A 23,671-nucleotide genomic window follows, 5' to 3' on the forward strand; every position below is an offset into this window, starting at 1 on the left:
GTCCGCATTATTCGAGAGGACCTGCTATGTACATGATAAACGAGGTCGAGAAGGTCATCCGCATCCCCCCGTCCGAACTTGGGGACGACACCGAGAAGGCTGTCAACAGTCTCACTTGGGAAACCTACGAGGGCCGTCTCGCCGAGGGGGACAAGAACTTCACACTGCTGATCAAGAACGTCAGGGCAGAGGGTCCCGGACGCATCGTCCACGGTGACGGTGCCGTCTACCAGACCGTGAAGTTCGAGCAGGTGGTCTTCAAGCCCAGGGACAACGAGGTCGTGGACGGCGTCGTCGTCGAGATCCTCAAATTCGGAGCGTTCGTCAGATTCGGACCTCTCGACGGTCTGCTTCACGTCAGCCAGATCATGGACGACCGCGTCGACATCGACGAGGTCAACCAGAGGCTGGTCGGAAAGGAGACCGGTAGGTTCCTTGCCGTCGGTGACAGGGTCAGGGCGAGGGTCGTCAGCATCGACCTGAACGAGAAGAACCCTCAGGACAGCAAGATCGGACTGACCATGCGCCAGCCCGGGCTCGGGAAGCTCGAGTGGCTCGAGGAGGACCGCAAGAAGCGTGCTGACAGGGCGGACGCCCCCAAGGCGGAATCGGCGGGTGATGCCTGATGGCGGGACCCGTGCTGAAGGCCTGCAAGGAGTGCAGCTTCATCAGCGAGGACGACGTATGTCCCCGCTGCGGAGGTCAGACCTCCAAAGAGTGGCAGGGATTCCTTGCCGTGACCGATTTCGAGAAATCCGAGATCGCAAAGAAGATGGGCATCTCCGCCAACGGGAGATATGCCCTCAAGGTACGCTGAGACGGATGTTCGAGAAAGGGTTGGCACTTCCGGAATCCCAGAGGGACGCGTTCAAGGAGTCTCTCGGAGAGGAGCTGCCTGACTCATGTCTCGACTCCATTGAGGATGAAACCGTTTATCTGACCGTCGGGGACGTCGTGTCCCTGGTGTTCAGGAGGCACGGCGTCCGGCCGTCGCTGTCGATATACGACGGCTTCACCGAGCGCCGCGAGATGACGGACTTCGCCAGGCTCGTCGAGGACGAGCCCAAGGAGACCGTCGTCAATCCTGCGGGGACGATCACCGCCGAGATGGCGGATGCGGTCCGCAGGGGCATAGAAGGGGAGACCGGACTGATACGGGTCGAAGGAGAGGAGGATCTGGCGGTTCTGCCGTGCATGGTCTACGCTCCGGACGACGCCCGCATCGTTTACGGGATGCCCGGAAAATGCATGATGGCGATCGTCGTGGACGACGCCGTTAGGGACAGGGCGAGGGAGCTTCTGTCCAAGATGGAGGAATTGGAATGAAGATGGAAATCAACGAGAAAAAAGAGAATCCTCTCTGCCAGAGGGTCGAGGTCTACTTCACCATCGACCACAACGGAGAGCCCACCCCCGGAAGGAACGCGGTCGCCGAGGAGGTCGCGAAAGCGGTCAAGTCCAAGAGGGACTGCGTCGTCGTCGCTTCCGTGGAGTCCATGTACGGGATCGGAAAGTCCAAGGGATACGCCAAGGTCTACGACTCCAAAGAGGCGGCTCTCAAGCTGGAGAAGGAGTACCTCCTGAAGAGGAACGGAATCGAGGCCCCCAAGGCAGAGCCTGAGGCCCCTGCTGAGGAGTGATTAAGATGGCAGCAAAGAAAGACGCAGCACCCAAGGTCTGCTCCAAGAAAGACGCTTACAAGGTCGAGGGCGACAAGCTCACCAGGACCAGGCCCGTGTGCCCCAAGTGCGGCCCCGGCGTGTTCATGGCGACCCACAAGGACCGCGTTTCCTGCGGAAACTGCGGCTACACCGAGTTCACTGACAAGCAGTGAGCCGAGAGAACATCTTCTTCCGCCTCCACCCTCTCAATCGGAGGCACAGGATCGCCGGGGAGAAACCCTCCCCGGCAAATCGTTCTCTAAACACCGTACTTCAACTCATTGGGCTCGTAGTATAGCTTGGATAGCATGGGGGCCTCCGGAGCCTCAGACCCGGGTTCGAATCCCGGCGGGCCCGCTTCGATGACCTCCGATCCCGGCAGTCCTGCGTCTCCGACGGATGCTCGTGTCCCGTGCGCCGTTGCCATATGGGGCATACCGCGGGAAAGTGGGATGCGGGACCACTGTGCCAGCGGCATATCATTGTATTCATTTTATAGGCAGTTCTCCATTAGCTTCCATGAAGGGACGCATCACGCCCAGAGAGGAGCTCCTGGGCCTTCCGAAGACTGTTCACGGAGGACAGGCCTGGAGGATGGAAGGGGTAGAGGACTACAGTCACAATCTGAATCCTTTCGGCCCTCCCGGGTGCCTCCCTGAGATTGTCGAGGCGGCCCTTATGGAGGTCGGCCACTACCCCGACGATTCGTGTGCGGAGCTCAAGGATGTGATCTCCAAGACGTTCAACGTCGAGGAGGAATGTGTCATAGTAGGCGCCGGATCGTCAGATATAATCCGGATGTTCCCCAACACCTTCTTCGAGAGGGGCGACCGCGTCGTGATACCGTGCCCCAGCTTCGCCGAGTACACGCAGCAGTGCAGGATCGTTGGCGCGAAGGTAGACCCGTTCAGGCTGCTGCCCGAGGAGGATTTCCGCATCGACACCGACCGTCTGCTGGAGCAGGCGCAGGGTGCGAAGGCGGTCTACATATGCAATCCGAACAACCCCACCGGGAGGATCGAGCCAAAGGACAAGCTTGTCAGGATCGTGAGGGAGTGCGAGGCGATGGGCGTCCTCGTGTTCCTGGACGAGACCCTCCTGGAGCTGGTCCCCGGGTTCGTCGACAACAGCCTCTCGGGCATGGTGTCCAAGTTCTCCAACCTCGTGGTGACGTCGTCCCTGACCAAGTCCTTCGCGATCCCCGGGATAAGGATAGGCTTCGGGATGGCCAACCAGGACATAGTTTCGGACATGGACAAGGTCCGCATGACATGGAACGTCGGTCAGATCGAGCAGGCGGTCGCCACCGTCCTGCTCAGGGACTGCAGCGAGCATGTGGACCATGCGGCGAGCGTCATGGCCGAGGAGTCCGAGATCATGAACGCGTCACTGAAGGCCGTAGGGTTCCCCGCAGGGGACGTGTCCGACTCGTTCTTCTACTTCAATTCCATAGAGTCCACCGGCATGGACGCCTCCGAGTTCAAGAAGAGGATGATAACCCGCGGGATATCCGTCAGGGACTGCTCATCGTTCGGGCCGGAGTTCTCATCATATGTCAGATACAGTGTGAAGGACAGGGAACGCAACTGTCGCTTCGTCGCCGCCGTCGACTCGGTGCTCAACGGGTGAAGCTGATGCCCCTATGTTTGGACGCGGTGCTGATCGTCGTCCTCGCGCTCGTCATCGACCGCTTCATAGGGGAGGTGCCCAACTCGGTCCATCCGCTCAGATGGATGGGGAACATCCTAGGCGCCATGGACCGCAGGATACGCAACAGGACCTCGAGGGCCACGTCCGTCATGGGATTCCTGGCGTACGTCCTGGTGTTCCTGCTGTTCAGCGGACTGGGGCTTCTGATAACGTCCTTCATGAGGATCGGGGTCGGGGAGCTGGTCTCCCCCGCAGCGGGCGAGATCCTGTGGATAGTCTCCACCGCGGTCCTCTTCAAGGTGTCCTTCGCGGTGTTCTCGTTCAGGGACCATGTCGAGCCCATCTGCTCGGACATAGAGGCCGGGGACATCGACGGGGCCGACGCCAAGGTCCAGATGATCGTCAGCCGCGACACCAGGGGCATGGACGCGGAGCATGTGACGTCCTCGTGCTGCGAGACCATATCCGAGAACCTCGTGGACAGCGTCTACTCCCCCGTCCTCTACTTCGGTCTCCTGGGCCTCCCGGGCGCGGTGATGTTCAGATGCGCGAACCTCATGGATGCCATGTGGGGGTATCTCAACGAGAGGTACGGGAGGCTCGGGTTCTTCCCGGCGAAGTTCGATGACGTGCTGGGCTTCCTGACGTCCCGGGTGTCCCCCTACTTCATAGCCCTGGCGGGGATGTCCATGGGGATGGACTGGAGGCGGGCCGTCCCCGCCGCCAGGGAGGAGCATTCCAAGACGCCCAGCCCCAACAGCGGCTGGTCCATGACCGCCACCGCCGCCGTCCTCGGCATAAGCATGGAGAAGCGTGGCGTGTACGTCATGGGGACCGGGCCGTTGCCCACTACTGACGATGTCAGGCGCTGCTACAGGCTCATAGAGCGCTCATCGATGCTGTTCATGCTCACGGTCGGTCTCGTATGCTATCTCCTGCTGGGGGTCCATGTCCAGGTGTTCTTCGAGGACCTTCTGTTCGGTTTCTGGGGTTCGGTGCTGTGAGCTTCATAGACAGGGTTGGGATCGAGGAGGTCGACGGGCTCCCCGTAGCATACGTCATCTTCAAGGAGAGGATGGAGGTGCTCAGCAGCGCCGTTCTGAACGGGGGATCGTCCACGGCCACGGCGGCGTTCATCATGCAGGTCTGCAAGAACTACGACGTCCCCGACCCGGAGGCGGACGCGGCCCGCGTGAGGGATGCGTTGGGCCTTCCAGACGATTCGGTCGGGATGATGACCGCGGCCGAGGTCGACTATGTTTTCAATTCCAAGGAGGCATCCTCCGGCGGCACCGTCGTGGAGTGCTTCTCCACGGCCGGGCTCAGCAACCATGTGATCGCCGGGGAGTATCTGGACGACTACGACGAGAAGAGCGTGGTGTCCTCCATGAGGGCGTCCCGGCTCAGGGCCGGGACCATAAACGTCTGCGTCGTGTCCCCGGTCCCGCTGACCTTCGAGGGGAAGGTGAACCTGTTCATCCCCCTTGTGGAGGGGAAGTCGGTGGCCCTCGCCGAGCGCGGGTTCAGGGAGACGGGGACGACATCGGACTCCATGGCGGTCTTCTCGCCGATCGGGGATGGCCGCGTCTCCTGGACGGGGACCGGGTCGGATGTGGGGATAGCCGCCGCCAGGGCGGTCACCGCCTCGGTCGGCCACGCACTGGCCGCAAGGGACGAGCATCCCGCCCCCATGACACCGTACAAGATACTGGGGAGGCTCGGACTGGGCCCGGAGGACCTCCATGCGATGTCCGGCTCCTCCCGTCCGCCGGAGGAGTTCTCCGAGAGGCTGGATGACATGTTCGCCAGGGCGGACGTGTCCGCGGCTATGGACCTGATATGGTTCTCGGCCGACCGGGCCGATTCCATGGCAGAGGACGGGAACGAAGGTCTTATCGAGTTCCTCTCCTCTTCGTTCTCACGTTTATTGGGCACGGAACCGCCCAGCGAAGGTTCCATGTTGGACAGGATGATCACGATGATTTCGATGAAGGCAGGAGGGATTTGATGGCAGACGGGAATGCTCTGAAGGCCATGGTGTCTTTCTTCACCATATGGCAGCAGGACCTCACCCAGGAGGACATGGACGCCATGGACCGGGAGTTCCATCTGGTCCCGGTGGTGGGGGCGCTGATGGGCCTGGCGGTCCTGGTGGTCGCGGGGTTGGTCTTCTACCTGCAGATGAGGGGCATAGTGCTGAGCAACATGTTCATGGCGATCGCCGTCATGGCCACGGCCTACGTGGGCAGCAGGTTCCTGCACTTCGACGGTCTGGCCGATTTCGGGGACGGATCGGTCGTCGCCGGGACCCAGGAGGACCACGTCCGTGCGCTGAAGGACACGCTGATAGGTGCGGGCGCGCTCGGCGTCGCCCTTGTGGTGACCCTCATCAACTTCTCGGAGTACACCATGGCGGGATACCTCCTCGTGGCGTTCGCCCCAATCACGGAGGTCCTCGTCAAGAACGCCCAGGTCGCATGCGCGGCGTTCGGGATGCCCGGGAACGGTATGGCCGGTCGCCAGGTGTCGGAGACCGGTGTGACGTCCATGTGGAAGTCCACGGGGATATCGTTGGTACTGGCGATCCTGTTCTCCATCGTCGGGGTGCTCGTGATCGGTGCGATCTGCGACCTCCCCGTCTACATCGAAGACGTGGTGTTCGCAGCGCTGTTCGGACTCATCGCGTCCGTGGTGTCCGGATACCTCATGGCGAGGAGGTCCAACAGGGTGTTCGGCATGGTCAACGGGGACATCCTCGGGGCCACCAACGAGATCTCCAGGGCGGCCATCATGCTGGTCATGGTAGTGGTGTTCTCCATGGTGATGTGATTGCAGGCTCTGATAAACGCGGGGGGCAAGGGAAGCCGCATGGGTCGCTGCGGCGTGGAGAAGCCAATGCAGATGCTGGGCGACCGTCCGACGATCCAGCGCGTCCTGGATGCCCTCATGGCGTCGGAGAACATCGACAAGATATTCGTGTCCGTCAGCGACAACACGCTCCGCACCGAGGAGTATCTCAAGGACCGTGGCGTGGAGACCATCCGCACCTCCGGGGAGAGCTTCATGCACGACCTCCACACATCCTTCGAGAGGATGAGCGGGGACTATGTGCTGACCTGTCCGTCGGACCTCCCCCTCCTGACGACCCGCGTGGTCGACGCGTTCATAGAGTACTTCGACCCGCGCGTCATGGAGTCGGCGATAGCCGTCGTGGACGAGACCACCGTCCGCAACCTGGGGATAACCCCATCTTACACGAGGGAGTCCAGAGGGAACCAGTGGGTCCTCTCCGGACTGTGCATAATGAACAGGCCCCGCACGATCAGGGGCGACTATCTGGACGAGGTCCTGTTCGATACCAATTGGCCCGAGCTCGCCGTCAACGTGAACACGATGAAGGAGCTGGACCTGGCGAGGAGCTTCTTCAGGGAGTGAGGGCGTCGCCCATAATCTCCCTGTAGATCTCCTCGACCTTCTCGAAGAGGTCCTTGGCGGTGATCCTGCCGCCGGACATGGCGATCGCTCCCACGGAGGACCCGCCACACCCGACGCCTTCCTTGATGAATCCCCACTCGTAGGCCTGGAGGCCCTCGTACGGGCTGGACGAGTAGTCCACGTTGACGTATACCGCTGGGACGTCGGGACTGATGGAATCTATGATTCTCCTCATGCTGGAGTTGACATCGTCCATGAGCCATCTGGTGGTCCCCTGGATGATGTTCCCGATCAGCTCGGGGTGGAGAGCGACGACGCTGGCGATGACGGCTCCCATCTGGGTGCCTCCTCCGATGATCACGGGGACGTGGGGGGCGGCTCCGCACACGATGCCCACGTTCGCCGGCATCATGGGGTCTCCGACGCACTCGATCGCCCTGAGGGGGTCGTCCTTCAGGTCCCCGGGCCTTATGCCTGCGGCCTCGAGCGCCTCCGCGACCACCTTCGTCTTCAGTTCGCGGGGGTTGTTGGGGGAGCTGCTGCTGACCAGGTTCTCCTTCACGACGCCCATCGCTGTCATCACCGCGAGCGCGGTGGTGGTCCCTCCTGCACAGCTCTCGCTCACGATCACGAAGTCGTTCGTCTCGGCGAGCATGCGTCCCAGCATCACTCCCTTCTCGAACTCCTCCCTCACGTTCTTGACGGCCTTCCCGGTGGTGATGAAGTCTCCAGACTCGCCGCCCATGTCGAAGTAGGGGACGTAGGGCTTGATGGAGCATCCGCCGTTGACGATGAACCTGCCCATGCCGGACAGCTCGAGGGCGGCCATCGTGAGGGTAGCGGGAGTGGGAATCCCTCCGGGATTTATCGGGATGCCCTTCATGCAGGTCACGTTCCTGTTTATCAGGAGCTCCGCGTCCGCGGGTCCCGTGAACATGGTGAGCTCGGGGGTGTCCCCCGCATCGGATATGCCGGGGATGGTGGATGTCTTGGTGTTCGCCACGGTGCATGTGAACACCCCCCTCTTCCCCCAGATCCTCGACAGGACGTCCTTTGCGATCTTCTCGTTACCGTAGATGTTGAGCGATGGCGGCAGTTCGAATTCCATTGTGTTCACCTATGCTTGATGATGGTCGGCACCAGCTCGTCGAGGGGGTGTATCCTGCCCTCCTCCAGTCCGATGTCGAAGTTGGTCCATACCGGAACATCGGTGAGTATGTGCTCGCCGGTGACGCAGGACGTTCCGTGGTCTGCGAAGTATATGATGCGGTCGGCATCCGGGAAGTATTCGGCCATCAGCTCGTCCGTGCGCTCCAGGACCGCCTTCTTCTTGAACGGGTCCTTCTGATGGCTGTACTCGTCGACCTCGTCTATGTGCAGGAAGACGTCCCCGTGCTCCAGGGCCTCCCTGGCCGCAGGGAACCTGGACTCGAGGTCGTATACGAGCCGGACGTCGTAGCCGAGGGATGCGCATATGCCCAGCGACGTGGGGCTGTCCGAGAACGCGGTCATGTTCCTGATCCCCTGGAACCCCGGATACTGGTTCCCGAAGCGCCCGCATCCCCATGGATACTCGGTCACGCCGCCCATGTCCTCGGACACGGCCGATATGAGCTCTCCGAGGGGCCCCCCGATCTCCACCAGCGGCGCGTCCACGGGGGGAGCGGGCGTCTCGGGGACGGTGTCCGATTCCATCGTCAAGACGGCGCGGCCCTCCACGAAGAACTCTATCTCCGGATCGTAAGGCTCGAGGATGTCCATGTGGGACATGACGCACTCCTGGAGCTCGTCCTTGAACGCGTCGTTGTTGTAGCACCAGTGGACCATACTGTCCTCGATCCTCGCGGGGCTGAGCCTGTACGCCACCCTCTTGCGGTCCTTGATGGACAGTCCGAGGCCCATCGCCTCCAGGACGGCCCTCTCGATCTCCGGGGGGTGCCCGGTGAAGAACTCGTTCAGGAAGAGCTGGGTGTATCCGCGTCCGGTGGTGCGGCAGCGGTGGGTCACCCTGGACTCCAAGAACGGCATCTCTGCCACGTCTATGGGTTTCTTGCCGTCCAGCTGTGGGCAGGGGTCGTCCTCAGCCCCGTCAAGTAAGACGAATAGCAGGTTGCTCATTGTATCCTCTTCAATGCCACGGCGACCTGTCCGGTCGATATCCCGCAGTCCCCGTTGGGGACCTGGCTATGGAGGGTGGCAACGTGGTTGGAAGATATAACCGTGTTTGTGAACATGCAGGAAATTGCACTGTTGTAGGACACGCCTCCGGTCAGGCCGACGGGCCCTATGCCGGAGGAATCCGCGGCATCGATGGCGATTTGGCACAGCTCCTCGACAATCCCGTGGACCATCGAGTACGCGACGTCCTCTGGCCTGTCCTTGGGGTCGATCCTGGAGAACAGCTCCGCCGTCATCACCACGTTGCCCTTCGTCTCGGGACGGTACCCCTCGACGAGCCTCCCCCTGTTCAGGAGCGTCTCCAGCTTCATCGCCGGTTCCCCGTCGTACGAGCGGCGGGTGCACACGCCCAGCGTGTAGGATATCGCGTCCAGCACCCTTCCCATGGACGATGTCGTCACGCTCCTGTCCATCATCTTCCCGAGGACAGCCGCCTCGCTGTCGGTGAAGTCATGGTTGTCCTCGCCGTTCATGCGGTCTATGGCGAACCTGAGGCGGCGCAGGTCGTACAGCGCCTTGTCGCCACCGAGCAACGGTATCGATTGGAGATGCCCCGCGCGGACATAGCGGTCGAGGTCCGCAATCAGGACCTCCCCTCCCCAGGCGGTTCCGTCGTCGCCGTGCCCGGTGCCGTCCAGTGTCAGTGCGACGCATCCGTCTATGCCGTTGTCCACCATGAGCGACGCCGCGTGGGCCCAGTGGTGCTGGACCTCCACGAGCTCCGCGCCGCATTCCTCCGCGAGGAGCCTCCCGAAGCGCCTGTTCGAGTAGCCAGGGTGGAGGTCCACGGCCACCGCGTCCGGTCTGCAGCCAGTGAGGGCCATCTGCGTGCGGACCGCCTCCTCCAGATATTCCGGGACCCCGATCTTCTCCCCGTTGCCTATGTACTGCGTGGGCCAGACCCTCCCGTCGCATGCTATCGCTCCCGACAGGTTCTCCTGCGCCCCCAGCGCGACCGCGCTCCCCTTCAGGGGTATGTCCAGACGGAACGGCACGTATCCTCTGGACCTGCGGATGTACTGGGTCCGGGGGCCGAGCATCCTGACGACTGTGTCGTCCGCCCTGTTGACTATCGGCTGGTCGTGCAGGAGCCACGTGTCGACATCGATGCGTCTGGCATCCCGGTCCTCCACCGCCATGGGCTCCCCCGGAGGGTTGGCGGAGGTCATGACGAGGGCGTCATGGTCCAGCTTGGAGAACAGGAGGTGATGCATCCCGGTGTACGGCAGGAACAGGCCTATGGTGTCCAGGCCGGGGGACGCGTCCTCCGTCTCGTCGCAGGGGACCTTGCGTACCAGGACTATCGGTCTCTCGGGGGATTGGAGCACGGCGGCCTCGTCGGGCGTGGGCGTTCCGTACCTTTCGATGGTATCCATGTCCCTCGCCATGATGGCGAAGGGCTTCTGCCCCCTGCCGTACCATCCGCGCAGATCGGATATGCGGTCGAGCGTGCAGCAGATGTGCATCCCGCCCCACCCCTTGACTATCGCGCGTCCTCCGTCGTCGAGGATCCCGGCAAGGCGTCCGACGGGGTCGTCCGTGAACGTTCCATCCTTTGTCTCGAGACGGTACGACGGTCCGCATGCCGGGCACGCTATGGTCTGATGATGGAACCTGCGGTCCCCGGGCGAACCGAACTCCCTCCCGCACTCGGGACACGGGGGGAACCCGGACATCGAGGTCATCGGCCTGTCGTACGGCATCCCGCGGAGAAGGGTGAACCTGGGGCCGCAGTCGGTGCAGGTGGTGAACGGATATCCGCGACGCCTCCCGTCGCCGAACATCTCGCTCACGCATCTGTCGCAGATCGCGCTGTCGGCGGGGATGGACATCCCCGATCCGGACCCTTCGGACGGGACTATGGAGAAACCTGTGCCGGACGGGGGGTCTGCCGGGACCTTCTCCACGGACTCTATGCGGGCCAGCGGCGGAAGGTCGGAGAGGAGCTCCCCGAGGAGCTCCTCCCCCTTGTCCGTGTCTATGAAGACGGCGGAGCCGTCGTTGCGGACCGTGCCCGTCGCACCGCATCTCTCGGCCGCACGGTATACCGCCGGGCGGAAGCCGACGCCCTGTACTGTGCCGCGGATTACGATCCTCATGTACCGATGATGGGGCTATGTGCCTTAAGCTCATCTAACGGGCCTGCAGGCGCAGGCGGGCGGAAGGTCGTTCCCCATAGCCGGAGGCTTCTGCCTGTCCACGCTGAGGATGCCGTCGGGGACGTCCAGGAAGTCCGCGAGATCCTGGTCGGACGGGTAGGCCCCGACGCTTATGTCGACCCCCTGGTACTCTGCGATCGGGAGGGCCGACATCCCCTTCTCGGAGACGATCGAGCGGGCCTCGCCGTCCGGGTCGATGTCGTCCGCGGACGAGCACATGACCCTGCGTATGACGATGTCGGCCTTCAGGAGGGAATCGAAGCTCCTGTCGAACCTCTCCGAATCCTCGGGATTCTTCGAGCGGTACTCTTCGGACTCATACACGACCATGTCGTATTCCATGGATGGTGTAACGCCGTTAATGTAGAAAAAGGCTGTGAAAATGTTTGGTGCCGACCCCTGCCGGGACACGACGGGGGTCGGTCGGCATCACTGCTTGCCGTACTTCTTCTGGTATCCGTCCATGGCGGCCTGGACCAGCTTCTCGGCCTCCTCCTTGCCGACGGTTCCATTGATCTCGGTGACCTTGTTCTCCAGGGCCTTGTAGACGCTGAAGAAGTGGCACATCTCATCGACCAGGTGCTTGGGGAGGTCCTCGATCTTGGTGACGTCCTTGTAGTCGCGGTCACCCTCGGCGACTGCGATGATCTTCTCGTCGTTGTCCCCTCCGTCGACCATCATGATGGCTCCGATGGGGCGGCACTGGACGAGGGTCATGGGGGCGATGGTCTCGGTGCACAGGACGAGGGCGTCCAGGGGGTCGCCGTCGTCGGCGTAGGTCCTGGGGATGAAACCGTAGCTGGCAGGGTACACGGTGGAGGTGGACAGGATCCTGTCGAGCCTCAGCATCCCGGTGTCCTTGTCGAGCTCGTATTTCACCTTGCTCCCCTTGGGGATCTCGATGACGGCGGTGAAGCTCTCGGGAGCGATCAGGGAGGGGTCGATGTCGTGGAAAATGTTGGTCATTTGATAACCTCTTGGACACCTGATGGTCTCCTTTCTCTTATACTTTAGACAAGAGGGTTCCGGCCTCCCCACGGTTCGATTCAAATATACGGTTGCTAATCACGCATCATGGAGCTGAAGACCAACCCTATGAGGCATCTCGACAGGCTCGGGATCGCATACTCCACCCACCACTACGGGGATGAGGCGCTGTCCGGAATCGACGTGGCCAACACCATGGGGGAGGACCCCGAGATGGTCTTCAAGACCCTGGTCACAGAGTCCAAGGACCGGAAGTACTACGTCTTCATGGTGCCGGTGACGGGGGAGCTGGACCTGAAGAAGGCGGCCGCGAGCGTCGGGGAGAAGTCCCTATCGATGATCCAGTCCAAGAACCTGCTGGGATTGACGGGGTACGTCCACGGAGGATGCTCCCCGCTCTGTCTGAAGCGTCCCATGAGGGTCACCGTCGACTCGACCTGCCAGGCCCACGAGAGGGTGTACTTCAGCGCGGGGAAGGTCGGGTACCAGATCGAGATGGCCGTGGCCGACCTCGGGAAGGCCATGGAGTTCCAGTTCGCCGACATCAGGAAGCCCGTGCAGGAGTGACACCGGGTCACCCGTTCAGTGTTTATACTGAGTATGCGGATTCCCGCATCATGTCGGATGTCGTGGTGATCAACCAGAACTGCAACTGCCCCAAGATCGAGTGTCCCAGGCACGGGAACTGCAACGATTGCGTGGAGTTCCATAAGACCGAGGGTAAGAAGATTCCGTTCTGTCTGAGGTTCATGATCGAGGGTTGAATCCTCGGATTATAGGAGTGCCAGCCATCTCCCCCCGATCGCTCCGATGACGCAGAGGACGGAGTTCATGAATATGTTGGCCCCGGCTTTTGCATAGGCCTCGTCGACCAGTAGGTTGACGGTGTCTATCGAGAACGTGGACATCGTGGTGAACGCTCCGAAGAACCCGGTGAAGACCATTGCCTTCATGGGGCCGTCGGCGTAGATCCCGTACCTGAACATCAGGAACGACGCGAGGCAGCATCCCACGATGTTGACGATGAACGTCGCCCAGGGGAATCCGGTCTCGACCGTCCGGTAGACAGCGAACCTGCTCAGCGCACCCAGTGCGCCTCCGGCGGCGACCGCGATGAACGGTATGATGGATTCCATTCCCATTGGGTGCTGGATTGAAGCTTCGATATAAGCGTGTTGTCCGTCAGTTCTAATACGGACCAGTGCATGCACGGCTCATGGACCTAACCAGGGATGAGCAGGCAATCCTCGACGGAGAGGAGGGCGAGAGCCGTCAGAAAGCGATGGAGCTCGTCACCGCGCTCGGCAAGATCTACGGGGCCGAGGATCTCATCGACATCACTTCCGCGCACCTATCCGGCGCCTCGTACAAGACGATTGGGGATGGCGGTCTGAAGTACCTCGAGGACATGGCCGCAGGCGGAGCCAAGGTCTCCGTGCCCTCGACGCTCAATCCGGTCGGGATGGACCGCGACCGCTGGAGGGAGATGCACATCACGCCCGAGTTCGCCGAGAAGCAGCTCAGGATAATCGACCTCTATGGTCAGATGGGTGTCAGGAAGACCTGTTCCTGCACCCCTTACACGGGAGCCAACGTCCCCACCCTTGGCGACCATGTCGCCTGGGCGGAGTCGTCCGCCCTCTCGTTCGTCAACTCGTTCATCGGTGCCAGGACCAACCGCGAGGGGGGTCCCGGGGCGCTCGCCGCGGCCATCCTCGGGAAGACCGCCAACTACGGACTCCATCTCGACGAGAGGAGGAGGCCCACCGTCGTCATCGATGCGGACATCGACGGGTCCGTCTTCTCATACTCGCTGCTCGGACAGGCCGTCGGGATGGCCATCGGCAGCGGGATCCCGTACTTCAGGGGCATATCCCCCGAGGTCGAGGAGGCCAAGACACTGAGCGCGGCGATGGCCGCCGCGGGGTCCGTCGCGCTCTGGCACGCAGAGGGCGCCACGCCCGAGGCCGGGAACTTCGACGTTTCGGACCTGGAGGTCGTCCACATAGGCGAGAAGGAGCTGGAGGCGGCCTACGACAGGCTCAACACAGTCAATGATGTGCAGCTGATCGCCATCGGATGCCCCCATCTCACCGAGAAGGAGATGCATCAGATCGCGGCATTCCTCAAGGGCAAGAGGAAGGTCAGCAAGGACATCGAGATCTGGTTCTGCACCTCCGAGGAGGTCAGGTCCAAATGCCCCGAGGACGTCGCCGTCATGGAGCAGTTCGGTCCCGTCCTCGCGGACACTTGTATGGTCGTGGCCCCCATCGAAGGGACCTTCCAGCGCACCGGTACGAACTCCGCCAAGGCGGGGAACTACCTGCCCACGCTCTGCTCCCAGAAGGCCATGGTCCGGGACGTCGCCGCACTCCTGGAGGTGGTCATGTGATGATCCCGGGACGCACCATAGCCTCCGGCAAGGCGAGAGGGGAGGTCCTCAAGCTCGACGAGCCCCTCAGCTTCCTAGGGGGAGTCGACGGGGCCACAGGCGAGCTCCGTGTCGGGAACGGGGGAAACGTCGCGGGGAAGATCCTCGTCTTCCCACGCGGAAAGGGCAGCACCGTCGGGTCGTTCGTTATGTACGACCTCATGGTCCACGGGAAGGCACCTGCGGCGGTCATCAACGAGTCCGCCGAGACCATCGTCGCCACCGGCGCCGTGATCTCGTCCATCCCCATGGTAGACTCCATCCCCTCCGTGGACATGTTCGAGGACGGGGACATGGTCACCGTCGACGCGGACGGGGGGACGGTCGAGATAGAGGACGTGGAGGTACGTCCCGTCGTGTCATCGGCACTGTACAGCGACGACAAGGTCCTCCTCCTGAAGAGGCCGGATACGTGCAGGTCCTTCCCCGGATGCTGGTCCCTCGTGGCCGGCAAGATCGAGGGGGACGAGTCCCCCGTGCAGGCCGCAAGGCGTGAGATCCACGAGGAGACCGGGATAGACGTGGCCAACCCCGACGTCATGATGAAGCCCATCTACGTCAGGGAGGGCCGGACACTCTGGAAGGTGCATCCGTTCCTGTACAGGATCGGACACATGGACCCAGTCCTCAACGAGGAGAACGAGGGCTACGAATGGGTGTCCCCTGCCGAGATCGGGAACAGGAGGACCGTGTCGAAGACCGCAGAGGTCGTCGACCGCATGATCGGCCAGTGAAGCTCAGGGGGAGGGTCTCCCCTCCCCGACAATTGTCAGAAGAGGTCCACGGGGGTCCTGTGGTACCTCAGCGTGGAACCGTCACCCGACGCGATGGCGACGAGCTCCGTTATGTAGAGCACCGGCTTCCCGCCCGGGAGGGAATCGTACTTCTCGAAGCACATGGGGCATCCCACGACGATGACGTCCGAGTCCTTCGCGGCATCCTGTCTCTCGGACATGAGGACGGATGCGACCTTGCGGGACGCCTTCCCGCAGCACCCCGACTCCTTATTCACGATGTCGCAGCCCATGTGCTCGAGTATCTCCCTCATCTCGGAAGCGAACGGCTTCGCCGCGCATCCGGGCTCCATCGAGACCTTGATGCTCCTCTTCAACACGGGAAGGTCGTCGACATGCCTGTGGAGGAAGACGATCATGTGCTCGCACTCCACGCCGGACATCTGCATGATCTCGCTGCATCCCGCGCACATCGTGACCATGGGCCTCCCGTCCGCGGACTCGCCCATCCTGGTCCTGTAGCCGTCTCTCTCCTCGTCCTCCATGCATCCGAACTGGATCGGGTACATGCAGCATGTGAAGCCGGGGAGCTCCGTGCACCTTATCCCGAACGACCCGAACGCGGATGGGACGGAATGCTCCAGATGGGGGTTCCAGCATCTGACGATGCATCCCGGCATGACGTAGACGTCGTCGCCGGTCCATCCCGGGGGGAGCTCGGTCCTGGACGACTCCTCCCTGAGAGGTCTCGCCAGTCCCGTCTCTCTGAAGCACTCCGAGACCTCCATGCCCGTGACGATGCTGTATGCCGCGAGCATCACGGTCTTGGGGTCCGTCTCGGGGCAGATCCTCGAGCACTCCCCGCATCCGACGCAGTCGAAGACCGCCTTGTCGTCGCCGAGCATCACCGCCAGCGGATCGCATCCGCCGTGGCGGTAGGAGGGACAGACCTCCCTGCACTGCCCGCATTCTATGCACTTCGCACGGTACTCGTCGATACGGTCACGGATCCTGGTCATGTGAACACCCGTCAATCCACTAGGGGGATTAATTCATTCCCTGAGCTCGGAGGGGTCGTCGAAGGGGCAGACGTACCTCCTCCTGCCGACAGTCCTCCCCTTGAACTCGATGGCCTGCTCCGGACACCTGTTGAGGCATGCGAGGCACTGCATGCAGTCGCTGCTCCACCTGGGCCTGCCGTCGTCGAGCGTGATTGCCCTGACGGGGCACATCCTGGCGCATGACCCGCATCCGGTGCACCTCTCGGTTGAGCGGAATCCTCTGCCGCCGGTGTAGAACCTCATGAACATCGAGTTGACGAGGGTGCTCTTCACAAGCCCGCCCCGGGTCATGTACTCCAGGGGCTCCTGCCTGGAGATGCGGGACGAGATGCCGTCGATGGTTGGGACGGCCTTGCGGACGATGTCTTCGGCCTCGTCCCTGTCGACCGGTTCGAAGAACACGACGTAGTTGTCCGGCATGACGACCACGCCGATGCCCAGGAGGTCGAGGCCCTTCTCCCCGCACAGTCTTCTGATGTACCTGTCCGCCCTCGCGGCCTCCCCGCCGCAGGTGACGACGAAATAGATCCCCTTTTCGCCCTTGAACTCGGTGTCCCTGACGAAATCCTCGACATACCTCGGGATGCGCCAGGCGAATATCGGTGTGACGATCACGAACGGTCTGTCGGATTCCAGGACCTTCTTCCCGGATGCTATGATGTCGGGGATGTACTCCGCGGTGTCCCCCGTGGTCTCCGCAATCATCCTCGCCACGAGCCTGGTGTTGCCTGTGGCGCTGAAGTACGCTATCATGTCTGCCCGAGTCCCGTGCGGGTATAAACGGATGCAGTCGGGATCCTTCGGCCCTGCGGACCTCGGTCGGTCACGGATCCGTCGGCCTGGCCACGATTGATGAGGTCCTCACGACAATCGATGCCACGGAGAGGGTCACCGCTATGACGACCATCAACGTCATGGGGGCTACGGCGTTCGGGTCCATCAGGCGGATTACGACAACCGCCAGAGGCATCAGCATGAACGTTATCCCCGCCATCCTCCCGAACATGTCGTATCTAAGACGCATGTGATCATTCGACATCCTGGATGTGACGAAGAACTGGGCTATCAGCAGGACCTCCATGAACGGTACCAGCAGCGTGACCGCCTCGGCCGCACACATGGCGATCGCCGACAGCAGGGCCATGAGGAGGTCGCCGGCAACATCCAGGACGGCCCCGGTGTCGCTCGTGCACCTCCAGCGTCTTGCGAGCCTTCCGTCGAGGACATCCGTGGCCAGCATCATCAGCAGGATAAGTATGACCATGCGACCGGAGGTCCCTTCGGTGAGGAAGCGGTACAGTCCGACGGCCAGAGGTACCGACATGACTATACGGGAAACACTCAGGGCGTTGGGGATCCGGCCTCTGAGATGTTCTGTGTCTGCGAACATGTGTTCTGCATGTAGGTATTGATTTTATACCAACAACAATGTTGGTACTGACTTGGTATGGTCGACGATACTGGGGAGAACGGGCCGGTCTTGCCGTCTGGTGTGACCATCGAACGCATAAACCGTGCCAGGGATGCCAACAGGGTTATCCTGGAGAAATGGACGAGCACGATCGTTTTCGTTCTTTCGACGGAGGGCACGATGAGATTCAACAGGATTAGGTCCATGATCCCGGGCATGACCTCCACGATGCTGACCACCCGGCTCAGGGAGATGGAGGATTACGGGATGGTGACCCGCGAGGTTTATCCGGAGGTCCCTGTCAGGGTGGAGTATTCTCTGACGGAACGCTCCATGGAGCTCATCCCCATTCTCATACAGATGATGGAGTGGGCGGAGAAGTACTATGTCGAGAACCGTACGGGACGATTCTCGGATCCGACTCGTCCGCAGTTCAGTTCCTGAGTGATGTTATCGGCACGACGTAAACGCCATCCTCGCGCCTGTATGCCGCGGATTCCATGCCGGAAATCACGCACATGAATTCGGGTGCACGACCGTTGGGATCATCCGCCATCATGTTGCCGATCTTGATCAGGTTGTCGGCAGCGGAGTCTATCATGTTCGTTCCGAGTTTGACCTCGAACGCACCCCATCTCCCATCGGGCATCTCCACAACGGCATCGATCTCCCTTCCAGAACCGTCGCGGTAGTGCATCAACCTGCCTCCGTTCGCTGTCGCATACACGCCCAGATCCCTCTCGCACAGGGATTCGAACATGAATCCGAATGTGTTCAGATCGTCTTCCAGCATCTTCTTGCTGAGTCCCAGCGATGCTACTGCCAATGCAGGGTCAGTGAGATGTCTCTTCGGTGTTTTGCCGACCCTCACGGATGATCTGAGGTTCGGACTGAATGGCATCTGATCCTCGATCAGGAACATTCTGTTCAATGTATCGATGTAATCGGCTATGGTCGAGCCCTTGATGTTCTCATCATCATTTTCCAGTATGTCCTTGGAGATGGTGGACATGCTCACCATGGTGGATTCGTTGCGTGCGAGCGAGCGGAGCAGCATCTTCATGCGAGATGGGTTCTTGCTGCGATCGACGCGTTTCAGATCCTTCTCGCAGATGAAGTCAGGATACCTGGATACAGCGTTGAACGCATCCTCGTCAGACATGTTCAGGTTGCCGGGCCATCCACCACGCATCGTCATGGTGATCAGGTCCTCGAGCCTCATGTCTTTGATGGGTGTGGGTTTGAATTCGGAGTTGAATAGTCCAGACAGAGAAACTCTGCCGTCTGACGAACCGGATTCGAACAGGGACATGGTGCGCATGCGAACGGTTCCTATACGTCCGAAGCCACTGTGTTTTACCCCATTTCCAACACTGTCGTCCTCATCATTAGGGGTTGATGATCCGCATAGGATGAACCGTCCTTTGCGGTTATCTTCATCTACTTTACGACGAACACCATCCCATATTCCAGGAGATAGCTGCCATTCATCGATCAGATGAGGTTCTTTACCTTCCAGGGCATAGTTGACATCCATCTCGGCATATCTGAGATTCCTGAACTGCAGGGTCGGGTCGTCTAGTGCATATATGCTGTTGGCATGGTTCAGTGCCGTCCAGGTCTTACCACAGTACTTAGTGCCCTCGATGCTCACTGCACCGTATGATCTCATCATGAGATCGATTTGTGGATCCATCAATCTCGGAATGTAACCTTTGTTGGTCAGTGTCATCTTATCGGGTTCAGGATGTTGTTCGACAATATAAATATTCTGAAAGTTTGACTCTAATAGTATAACTTTCATGACTCTCATGGTACAACTTTCATGACTCTCACAGTACAACTTTCATGACTCTCACAGTACAACTTTCATGACACGATGTCAGCTATCATGAGAATCGGCAGACTCCTCGAGGGGGTCGGATCGAAAACGGCGAGAAAAGGTGGAAAGGGGCCGGAGCCCCTGTTTGCATGATCACTGGACCGGCGAGATGCCGATCGTGATGTCCTTCCCGGTGACGTCCCAGGCCTTGACCTGAGCGCCCTTCGGGTCGTCCGTGAAGAGCAGGGTCTTGGCCCTGACCTCGGTCGAGATGTGGTCCTTCCAGGTCCCGAACAGCTCCAGGAGCCTGGGCTCGGCGGAGACCTGGCAGTCGATGTACTGCTCCACGTTCAGCTTCAGCTCCTTGCGCATCTGCTGGATCCTCCTGATGAGCTCCCTGGCGTAGCCCTCGGCCTCGATCTCTGGGGTGACGCTGAAGTCTATGAACAGCGTCCCCTCGGAGAACTCCACGCCCTCGATCGAGTCGGTGGCGGGGATCTCGTCCTTCCCGAGGTAGACGACCTTCTTGACGTTCGCCTGGTCCTCCAGCACGCCGTCGAACCTCTTGACCGCCTTGTTCACGTCCGCATCGTTCCCGCGGACGAACACCTGCAGGAGGGGCCATCTGAGCTTGGAGCCCATCTTCGCCCTCTCGGCGGCGATGACGTCCACGATGTTCTGGACGAGGGAGGTGCTGTGCTCGATGTCCTCGTTCATGAGGCCCTCGTCGTACCCGGGCCAGTCCTCCATGTGCACGGACAGGAGCTTCCCGCCCATGTGCTGGTAGACCTCCTCGGCGATGTACGGGGCTATCGGCGCGAGGACCAGCGCGGTGTTCATGATCGCGTAGTGCAGGGTGAAGTAGGACGCGTTCTTGTCCGACTCCATGTCGCTGCTCTCGGACCAGGACCTGTCCCTGACCAGGCACACGTACCACCTGGAGAGGTCCTCCATGATGTAGTCCTCCAGCATCCTGGCGAGCTTGTGCAGCTCCCTGGTCTCGAGGAACTCGGTGGCCGACCTCTTCATCTTCTCGGTCCTGGAGATCATCCACCTGTCCTCGTCGCGGAGGTACTGGGAGATGTCGTCCATCGTGAACCTCTCGGGGTCGTAGCCGTCGATGATCATGTAGGTGGACGCGAAGTTGACGACGTTCCAGTAGGTGTTGAGGACCTTCCTGGCGTTCTTGGGACCGTCCTTCTGGAAGGCGGTGTCCTCCCAAGGCGCGTTGCTCTTGATCAGGTAGTACCTGAGCGAGTCCGCTCCTACCTGGTCGATCAGCTCCAGGGGCTCGATGACGTTGCCGAGCGACTTGGACATCTTCTGTCCCTTGGGGTCCAGCACCCATCCGTGCATCATGACCTCGTCGTAGGGCGCGCGGTCGAAGGAGATCACGCCGGCCCCGAGCTGGGAGTAGAACCATCCGCGGGTCTGGTCGTGTGCCTCGACTATGAAGTCTGCGGGCCACCACTTCTCGAACTCCTCCTTCCTGTGGGGGTATCCCAGGGACGCCCATGCGGCGACACCGGAGTCGAACCACACGTCCAGGACGTCCGGGACCCTGTGCATGACCTTGCCGCAGTCGGGGCACTTGAACGTGACGCCGTCGATCCACGGCCTGTGGGTGTCCATGCCGTCGGTGTAACCGGAGCCATCCTTGAGCTCCTCGTACTGTCCGACGACCCTCTTGGCTCCGCACTCGCACTCCCAGACGGGCATGGGGATGCCCCAGTACCTCTGACGGGAGATGCACCACTCGCGGGCGCCGTCGACCCAGTTCTTCTCCCTGGACTCCCCGGCCCAGTCGGGGACCCACTTGGCGCGCTCGATCTCGGACATCATCTGGTCCTTGACCTTCGGCACGTCCACGAACCACTGCCTGGTGTTCCTGTAGATGATCGGGGACTTGCACCTCCAGCAGTGCCCGTACCTGTGCTTGATCTTGCTCCTGTTGTAGAGCCTGCCGCTCTCGTCCAGGTACTTTATGACGTCGTCGGCGACGGTCTTGACCTTCTTGCCCGCGAGCATGGGGAACTCGTCGGTGTACCTTCCGTTCTCCGCCACGGGGCAGAACGGCTCGATGCCGTACCTCTTGCCGGTGTCGTAGTCGTCGGGACCGTGGCCGGGGGCGGTGTGGACGAGCCCGGTGTTGTCCTGCTCCACGTAGTCGGCGGTGACGACCCTGTATGTCCACTCGCTCCTGGGGGCCGCGTCGAGGTCGAAGACGGGGACGTACTCGAGGCCCTCGAGCTGCTTCCCCTTCATCCTCTCGATGACCTCGTACCTCTCGTACCCGCCCTTCTGCATGATGTACTCGGCCTGTCCCTCGAGGATGATGACCTCCTCGTCGCCGCCGGCGCCGGACATCCTCACCCTGGCGTAGTCGAAGTCGGGGTGGACGGCGACGGCCATGTTGGCCGCGAGGGTCCACGGCGTGGTGGTCCAGATCAGGAGGGACGCGGAGCCGTCCCTCAGGGGGAACCTGACCATGATGGAGGGGTCGGTCTCGTCCCAGTACTCTATCTCCGCCTCGGCGAGGGCGGTCTCGCACCTGGGGCACCAGGTGACGACCCTGCTGGCGTCCTTCAGGAGGCCCTTCTCGTACGCACGCTGGAGGGTCCACCACGCGGACTCTATGTAATCCAGCTTGATTGTCTGGTAGGGGTTGTCCCAGTCCATCCAGACGCCCAGCTGCTTGAACTGCTCGGTCATGCTCGCATGGAGTCCCAGCGCGAACTCCTTGCATGTGGTGACGAACCTGTCGATGCCCTGCTCCTCGATGTCCTTCTTGGAATGGACGCCGATGTTCTTCTCGACCTTGACCTCGATGGGGAGGCCGTGCATGTCGAACCCGGGCTGGTCGTGGACGTTGTACCCGTTCATCCTCCAGTAGCGGATGAATATGTCCTTGACGGTCTTGTTCATCGCGGTTCCCAGGTGGATCGCCCCGGTGGTGTAGGGGGGTCCGTCGACGAAGTAGAACTTCCTGCCGTCGGCGCGGAGCTCCTTGGTCTTCAGGTAGGCGTCCTTCTCGTCCCAGTATCTCTGGACGTCGTTCTCTATGGACTTGGCATCATAATTGGCGCGGATCTGCTTTATCATCGCATTCCCTCTGGTCCCGGGGTTCTATCTTCCCTCGGGGTTGGTAGGCGGGGCATCCGGCGTGCCGTAATAAAGGTTGGGGGCGCCCTGGAGGATATGGGGGTCTTGTGTTCCTGTCCCTCCATCGATTCGGGATCGTGTCGTTCCTATGTTTACTGTGATCGCGTGTCGATGTTCGGGTACGATCGTTCACTGCAATTTAGCAGGTTTTCTGTAGCGAGATCACTACAATTTCACATATTGCATAGTAGCTATGAAAATACATTATAGCAATGGCATTGCATGTGGTCGCCATAAGGTCCCGAATGACTTCGACCGGGTCTGATAGTATGCGCATTCCCGGACCGGATCGTCGGGCGGGAGGGTGTTCATATGTGTCTGGATCCAGGTCCATTGGCATGTCATCCCGCATGTCCTGGCACATACATCCAGTCCATGTGTGGTTAACAGCGGTTTCCCCCCCCCCTTTTCACGTTTTCGTTATATAGAATCGGCGAAGATGGTCGAAGGTTAGGGGAGATAACCGTGGTTAGGACCATTGGTGATAGACGTTTGATGACATCAGTAGCGATAGTGATGCTTCTCCTGGTGTCGGGAATAATGCTCGGGGTATCGGACTCCGAGGCGGATGCTAGTGCGGTTGATGTTGACTACGGTGGAACTGGGAGTAATGTTGATACCCCCAAAAAATTGCAAGATGAGATTAATAAAGAAGGTGTAACCAAACTACACATCATATTGAATAAAGGATTAACCTTGAGCGATGTGGCGAATGAATATGACGGAAAGTGTAGATACATCACGATACCGGTTGGAAAGACGATATTCATAAATCTCAACAATCAGTCAGTAACGTCAACAACTACGGTTCTTAAGGATGAGAAAGGGGATGTTATAGACGGGACCACAGATACATTTGTTGTCAATGGTAGTCTGATTCTTTACAACGGTACTGTAAAGTCCTCATCAGGTGCTACTGCAGCTTGTGTTGCAGTGTCAGCATCAGGGTCGTTTACTGCATACAATGTGATATTCGGCGA

General features: G+C 60.7%; 25 protein-coding genes, 1 tRNA gene and 2 pseudogenes. 17 read left to right on the plus strand and 11 right to left on the minus strand.

All coding sequences use genetic code 11. The features are described from left to right. Positions 1–26 precede the first annotated feature (26 nt). The 11 genes from V5D86_RS00405 to V5D86_RS00455 all read left to right on the plus strand — a co-directional run bounded on the left by V5D86_RS00405 (position 27) and on the right by V5D86_RS00455 (position 6,746). Positions 27–626, plus strand: a complete 600-nt coding sequence (locus V5D86_RS00405; RefSeq protein WP_414594724.1) for a DNA-directed RNA polymerase — start codon at positions 27–29, stop codon at positions 624–626. Continuing rightward, entirely contained in the window at positions 626–817 is a 192-nt protein-coding gene (gene spt4, locus V5D86_RS00410; protein ID WP_414594725.1) for a transcription elongation factor subunit Spt4, read from the plus strand. Before V5D86_RS00405 ends, spt4 begins: the two co-directional genes overlap by 1 nt. A 5-nt stretch (positions 818–822) precedes the next feature. Next, positions 823–1,326 (plus strand): GTP-dependent dephospho-CoA kinase family protein, encoded by a 504-nt coding sequence (locus V5D86_RS00415; RefSeq protein WP_414594726.1) that lies wholly within the window; start codon positions 823–825, stop codon positions 1,324–1,326. Next, positions 1,323–1,640, plus strand: coding sequence for a 30S ribosomal protein S24e (locus tag V5D86_RS00420; protein WP_414594727.1), 318 nt, complete (start codon positions 1,323–1,325; stop codon positions 1,638–1,640). Before V5D86_RS00415 ends, V5D86_RS00420 begins: the two co-directional genes overlap by 4 nt. 5 nt (positions 1,641–1,645) lie before the next feature. Then, a complete protein-coding gene (locus V5D86_RS00425; RefSeq protein WP_414594728.1) occupies positions 1,646–1,834 on the plus strand; it encodes a 30S ribosomal protein S27ae in 189 nt (62 codons plus the stop codon). A 110-nt stretch (positions 1,835–1,944) separates the two neighbouring features. After that, positions 1,945–2,018 (plus strand) — tRNA-Arg (locus tag V5D86_RS00430). Positions 2,019–2,180: 162 nt separating this feature from the next. Further along, entirely contained in the window at positions 2,181–3,290 is a 1,110-nt protein-coding gene (locus tag V5D86_RS00435) for a pyridoxal phosphate-dependent aminotransferase (protein ID WP_414594729.1), read from the plus strand. Positions 3,291–3,295: 5 nt separating this feature from the next. Beyond that, positions 3,296–4,315: an adenosylcobinamide-phosphate synthase CbiB gene (gene cbiB / locus V5D86_RS00440; RefSeq protein ID WP_414594730.1), complete on the plus strand. Its 1,020-nt coding sequence runs from the start codon at positions 3,296–3,298 to the stop codon at positions 4,313–4,315. Continuing rightward, positions 4,312–5,319 carry an adenosylcobinamide amidohydrolase gene (locus tag V5D86_RS00445; protein WP_414594731.1) on the plus strand — a complete coding sequence of 336 codons (1,008 nt, stop codon included), beginning with the start codon at positions 4,312–4,314 and terminating at the stop codon, positions 5,317–5,319. Before cbiB ends, V5D86_RS00445 begins: the two co-directional genes overlap by 4 nt. Continuing rightward, entirely contained in the window at positions 5,319–6,140 is an 822-nt protein-coding gene (locus V5D86_RS00450) for an adenosylcobinamide-GDP ribazoletransferase (protein WP_414594732.1), read from the plus strand. The genes V5D86_RS00445 and V5D86_RS00450 overlap by 1 nt, the downstream gene beginning before the upstream one ends. Next, a complete protein-coding gene (locus V5D86_RS00455) occupies positions 6,141–6,746 on the plus strand; it encodes an NTP transferase domain-containing protein (RefSeq protein WP_414594733.1) in 606 nt (201 codons plus the stop codon). Here the strand turns inward: V5D86_RS00455 and cobT are convergent. The 5 genes from cobT to V5D86_RS00480 all read right to left on the minus strand — a co-directional run bounded on the left by cobT (position 6,736) and on the right by V5D86_RS00480 (position 12,049). After that, a complete protein-coding gene (gene cobT / locus V5D86_RS00460) occupies positions 6,736–7,854 on the minus strand; it encodes a nicotinate mononucleotide-dependent phosphoribosyltransferase CobT (RefSeq protein ID WP_414594734.1) in 1,119 nt (372 codons plus the stop codon). The two genes, V5D86_RS00455 and cobT, sit on opposite strands and share 11 nt — an antisense overlap. Positions 7,855–7,859: 5 nt before the next feature. Continuing rightward, on the minus strand, positions 7,860–8,864 hold the full coding sequence (locus V5D86_RS00465; RefSeq protein ID WP_414594735.1) for a phosphoglycerate mutase: 1,005 nt from the start codon (positions 8,862–8,864) through the stop codon (positions 7,860–7,862). Beyond that, positions 8,861–11,023, minus strand: a complete 2,163-nt coding sequence (gene hypF / locus V5D86_RS00470) for a carbamoyltransferase HypF (RefSeq protein WP_414594736.1) — start codon at positions 11,021–11,023, stop codon at positions 8,861–8,863. The genes V5D86_RS00465 and hypF overlap by 4 nt, the downstream gene beginning before the upstream one ends. A gap of 30 nt (positions 11,024–11,053) precedes the next feature. Further along, positions 11,054–11,425: a hypothetical protein gene (locus V5D86_RS00475; protein ID WP_414594737.1), complete on the minus strand. Its 372-nt coding sequence runs from the start codon at positions 11,423–11,425 to the stop codon at positions 11,054–11,056. 87 nt (positions 11,426–11,512) lie between these two features. Beyond that, entirely contained in the window at positions 11,513–12,049 is a 537-nt protein-coding gene (locus V5D86_RS00480) for an inorganic diphosphatase (protein ID WP_414594738.1), read from the minus strand. Between the two features lie 108 nt (positions 12,050–12,157). Here V5D86_RS00480 and V5D86_RS00485 point away from each other — a divergent pair, with 108 nt between their 5' ends. Together V5D86_RS00485 and V5D86_RS00490 are read left to right on the plus strand one after the other, a co-directional pair. Beyond that, entirely contained in the window at positions 12,158–12,637 is a 480-nt protein-coding gene (locus V5D86_RS00485; protein WP_414594739.1) for an aminoacyl-tRNA deacylase, read from the plus strand. A gap of 50 nt (positions 12,638–12,687) precedes the next feature. Beyond that, positions 12,688–12,834, plus strand: a complete 147-nt coding sequence (locus V5D86_RS00490) for a hypothetical protein (RefSeq protein WP_414594740.1) — start codon at positions 12,688–12,690, stop codon at positions 12,832–12,834. 9 nt (positions 12,835–12,843) lie between these two features. Here the strand turns inward: V5D86_RS00490 and V5D86_RS00495 are convergent, their stop codons facing one another. Continuing rightward, the gene (locus tag V5D86_RS00495; protein WP_414594741.1) at positions 12,844–13,212 is read right to left on the minus strand and encodes a fluoride efflux transporter FluC; all 369 of its coding nucleotides are present in this window, start codon (positions 13,210–13,212) and stop codon (positions 12,844–12,846) included. Positions 13,213–13,286: 74 nt separating this feature from the next. On the opposite strand from V5D86_RS00495, the gene V5D86_RS00500 reads away from it, so the two are divergent. The 3 genes and pseudogenes from V5D86_RS00500 to V5D86_RS00510 all read left to right on the plus strand — a co-directional run. Next, positions 13,287–14,462 (plus strand): aconitase X, encoded by a 1,176-nt coding sequence (locus V5D86_RS00500; protein WP_414594742.1) that lies wholly within the window; start codon positions 13,287–13,289, stop codon positions 14,460–14,462. Further along, positions 14,459–14,839 (plus strand): annotated as a pseudogene (locus V5D86_RS00505) (aconitase X swivel domain-containing protein); the annotation flags it as partial. The gene V5D86_RS00500 and the pseudogene V5D86_RS00505, both read left to right, overlap by 4 nt. A gap of 21 nt (positions 14,840–14,860) precedes the next feature. Beyond that, positions 14,861–15,235 (plus strand): annotated as a pseudogene (locus V5D86_RS00510) (NUDIX domain-containing protein); the annotation flags it as partial. Between the two features lie 35 nt (positions 15,236–15,270). Here V5D86_RS00510 and V5D86_RS00515 read toward each other — a convergent pair. From V5D86_RS00515 to V5D86_RS00525, 3 genes are all read right to left on the minus strand, one after another. Next, positions 15,271–16,254, minus strand: coding sequence for a 4Fe-4S dicluster domain-containing protein (locus V5D86_RS00515; RefSeq protein WP_414594743.1), 984 nt, complete (start codon positions 16,252–16,254; stop codon positions 15,271–15,273). A 33-nt stretch (positions 16,255–16,287) separates the two neighbouring features. Further along, positions 16,288–17,049: an EFR1 family ferrodoxin gene (locus tag V5D86_RS00520; RefSeq protein WP_414594744.1), complete on the minus strand. Its 762-nt coding sequence runs from the start codon at positions 17,047–17,049 to the stop codon at positions 16,288–16,290. A 70-nt stretch (positions 17,050–17,119) separates the two neighbouring features. Then, positions 17,120–17,686, minus strand: coding sequence for a CDP-alcohol phosphatidyltransferase family protein (locus tag V5D86_RS00525; RefSeq protein ID WP_414594745.1), 567 nt, complete (start codon positions 17,684–17,686; stop codon positions 17,120–17,122). Between the two features lie 57 nt (positions 17,687–17,743). Between V5D86_RS00525 and V5D86_RS00530 the strand changes: the two genes are divergently transcribed. Then, positions 17,744–18,151, plus strand: a complete 408-nt coding sequence (locus V5D86_RS00530) for a winged helix-turn-helix transcriptional regulator (RefSeq protein WP_414594746.1) — start codon at positions 17,744–17,746, stop codon at positions 18,149–18,151. On the opposite strand, the gene V5D86_RS00535 is transcribed toward V5D86_RS00530, so the two are convergent. Together V5D86_RS00535 and ileS are read right to left on the minus strand one after the other, a co-directional pair. Continuing rightward, a complete protein-coding gene (locus V5D86_RS00535) occupies positions 18,141–19,520 on the minus strand; it encodes an ATP-binding protein (protein WP_414594747.1) in 1,380 nt (459 codons plus the stop codon). The two genes, V5D86_RS00530 and V5D86_RS00535, sit on opposite strands and share 11 nt — an antisense overlap. A gap of 162 nt (positions 19,521–19,682) precedes the next feature. Beyond that, positions 19,683–22,631: an isoleucine--tRNA ligase gene (ileS, locus tag V5D86_RS00540; protein ID WP_414594748.1), complete on the minus strand. Its 2,949-nt coding sequence runs from the start codon at positions 22,629–22,631 to the stop codon at positions 19,683–19,685. Positions 22,632–23,671: the final 1,040 nt, after the last annotated feature.

It is taken from the genome of Candidatus Methanoprimaticola sp. MG2, from assembly GCF_047501175.1.
In the GTDB taxonomy this organism is placed as follows: Archaea; Thermoplasmatota; Thermoplasmata; order Methanomassiliicoccales; family Methanomethylophilaceae; genus Methanoprimaticola.